Below are 3,283 nucleotides of genomic sequence, written 5' to 3' on the forward strand. Positions count from 1 at the left end.
AAGGCATAGGTGCCGGCGCCATAGGAAAAGTGCACCAGGTTGCCGGCCACCGGCCCCCAACGGTCGGAATCAACAAACGTTTGACCGCCGGCCGAGTTATCCAGCCCGCGCGGAAGATACACCAGCGGCAGGTCGGGTGGCCTGCCGGCTTTTGGCCCGCGATAACCGAAATGAGGCATCGCGGCCGATGTCCCGTTCGTCGACCGTGCTGTGGGCCGAACCAGGCAAATCATCGACGTCGCCGTCCATTCTCCTTCCGAGCATGGAACGGTGATCGATCCGTCGGGAAGAAGCCCTAGGCCATCGGGATTGCGGAAGCCGGTTGCGAGCACGCGGGCCGTTAGTCCGTCGGGCGAGATTTGCAGCAGCCCTTCGTTTCCTGAAGCGGTGTAAAAATTCCCCTCCGCGTCGCGCTCCAGGCCACAAATGAAGTCGTGCCCTGCACTGGAAGTAACGAACGCATCGCTGAAGCACTCATAGAAATCGGCCTCGTCGTCGTCGTTGAGATCGTGTAATCGCGTGATCTGGTTGCGCCCCAAGACATAGACCTTCCCGCCGGCAACAACCAGTCCCTGCGGGTGGTGTAAGCCCGACGCAAAGCGCTTCCAGCGGACATGCTCTAGCTTCGCATCGAGGCCCGAGACATGCCACACATCCCCCTGCATGGTGCACACCATTGCCGTTCCATCAGGGAGAAAACCATGCCCGCCGAAGAACATGAGCGCGTTCCAGGGATTTTTCGTCGGTGGAGTGATGGTGTCGATCGCATACGGCTCACCCTGTCCCAGTGTGCCGATGGTCTCGATCGCTTGCGGCCATTGGGCCGGGCCGCCGTGCGTCAAACTTCGTAGCGGATGTTCTTCGGCTGGCGCTATGGCATGAACAAAGCGACCGTCGTCCACGCCAGGCGCATCAAGATAGAGCCTACCATCGAGTTCATACGCAAAAATCACCTGTCGCCCGTGACGGTAAAAGCCGCGATATCTTTTCGTCGCAGGGGACGGCGGGTCGGCTGGGCTGGCGACGCGCGCACCGTCGATCATTAGCCCATCGACGAAACCATGCCGCACGGGCGAGAATTTGACAAACCCACCGTTCCAGGCCGTCTCGTAGCGCAATGTTTCAGCATTGAAGCAGGCGGCCAGTTCACCCTGATCACCGAGTCGCACGCACACTCCGCGTTCGATACTCTTGTCGCCTGCTTTCACAATGCCGCAAAGCAGCGAGCCAAGATCCGAAGCGTTCCAACGATCGTCGCGCCACGTATCCTCGTTCTGATTCCCCCAGTGTCCGTAGCTACCACCGTCGAGGCCGGGATAGGCGGGCAAGATGGCTACGGCCGGCTTTTGCACACGAAAGTAGTCGGCCTCCTTGGCATAAAAATCGTAGAGCCGATCGCGGTTAACCGGTTGCTTCGTGAACCGCCACTCGGACGATTCCAAGGGCGCAAGTTCGTAAGGAAAGACGCCGGCCGTGTGCGTCACGGCCAGCAAATGCGCGACGCGAGAGTTTTCGTCATGTCCCAGCTCGAGCAGAAATCGCACGACATCGCGCCGTTCGGCTGTGGTCATAGCCGAACTGAGTCCCTCGGGCATCAACGTGCCTATTTCCTGACGTTCCTCAACGTCAGCCTTGACGATCGTTAACCGCTCACCCGAAGCTGCCACGCGCAATACGAGGTTCGTCGCGTCTTCACTGACGACATAGCCCTGGTGAATCTCGCCTTGCGAGGTGGCAACGCTAGTGGCAACGAACTCGGGCTTGACCCGGCGCTTGGGCCACAACAATGCCTCGGCGATTTCCTGGGGGCAGAGCGTCGCCGCCACGCGGGTCAAATCGGGGCCGATCGTGCCCCCTTGCTCGCCAATCCGATGGCACAATAGGCATGCATATTTTTGCGACGCGAAAACCGACGCGCCGCGTTCGGTATTCCCTTGCTCCTGCGCCTCAGCTACCAGTGCCAACGCCCGTCGAGCGTCATACGGTTCTGGCTCGGCGGCCTGCGCCGCGGCTGCACGCCCGCCAAGCAACAAACCGACAAATATTACGAACCAACGAGCTACTCGCGGCATGCACACCTCGAAACCGTCTTACATTGTCGTTCGGCGCACTTCGCGCGCCACCGCTTAAGCTGCCGCGAACGCGAGATGAATTCCTCCGATCTTAAGGTCGCGGAGTGGATGGGTGAACCCCCGACACGGATATCTCGTTAAGGACGCATCGGTCATATCATTCAGTATTTCTGTGGACTTCGGCCGTCATATCGAGCGTGGCAGCCGATTTGTCGCCAAAGGGGCGGGCAGCGGCGAACACGGCGGGCAGTCGTGGAAGCTAGCCGTCGCCCGAACTACACAACCGTGTACGGTTTGGGCGCAGAACGACAATCGTGGAACATCGCGCAGGACAACTCGAAATCAGCTGCCCCGCAAGGGGTTGAGGGTTCGAATCCCTTGCCTTCCGCTCTAGCGGATCTCTCGCCCCCGCAATGACTTGCGGGGGCTTCTTTTTGCGCACTAGATCGCCTCGACAGCACCAGTTTTCAGCGCAAATGTAGCAAAGTTGTAGCCAATCTCGGCGGCCCGATACGACGGACGCCTACTTACGATCAACGACGTTGCCGGACGGTCATTTGGTGGATGTGGGTGGATTGTCGAAAACGCCCCAGGACAACCTCGGACGTTGATAGCGCCCACAGTCGCAAGTCATGTAAAAGGGCTCATCTGTGCATTCGTGTTGCGCGACCTGCCTGACCGTCTCGCACTTCCGCTGCCACCTGACATACAACCACGTCGGCGACTTGCCGCTGCGATGTTTTCACTTACGGATCGGCTTCGACCTACATTGGCGAACGGGACCAAAGCATGCCAACGCGCGGACGGACCAGTCTAGTCTCACCTTCCTCGGATTGAATGGGTTCTTGGCACGTTGATTCATGCGACGAGTTTACGGCACTCGCATTCCGGAGGCGATCTGGCACCGGTTCTAACGCGCATTGTGCCAGAAAATGAACGGTTTTTGGCACCGCGTTCAAATCCTGCCGCACGACCCAATCTTGATTGTGGCCACGGCATCGTCTATGCTGTTCGGCGCATCGAACTACCTGGCTCAACCACACCGGCAGCGCGCTAATCGGGCAGCATCTCTAAGTTCGACTTTTGCAGTTTTTAGGGTGCCCGAAACTGGTCTGCGTAAATAGTGCGAGCCTCCGGCACAATGCTTGGGACATCACTCTCAGGCATCGAGCAAGGAGGCTCACGATGGAACTTGTACCCGGTTTTGTGCA

The 3,283-nt window shown here is 59.1% G+C and carries 1 protein-coding gene; it reads right to left on the minus strand.

What is annotated here, in order from left to right; genetic code table 11:
* Positions 1 to 2,072 (minus strand): DUF6797 domain-containing protein (locus tag VGG64_22560; GenBank protein HEY1602402.1); only part of this gene is annotated, 2,072 nt, incomplete at its 3' end.
* Positions 2,073 to 3,283 lie beyond the last annotated feature (1,211 nt).

The sequence above is a fragment of the Pirellulales bacterium genome (assembly GCA_036490175.1).
In the GTDB taxonomy this organism is placed as follows: Bacteria; Planctomycetota; Planctomycetia; order Pirellulales; family JACPPG01; genus JACPPG01.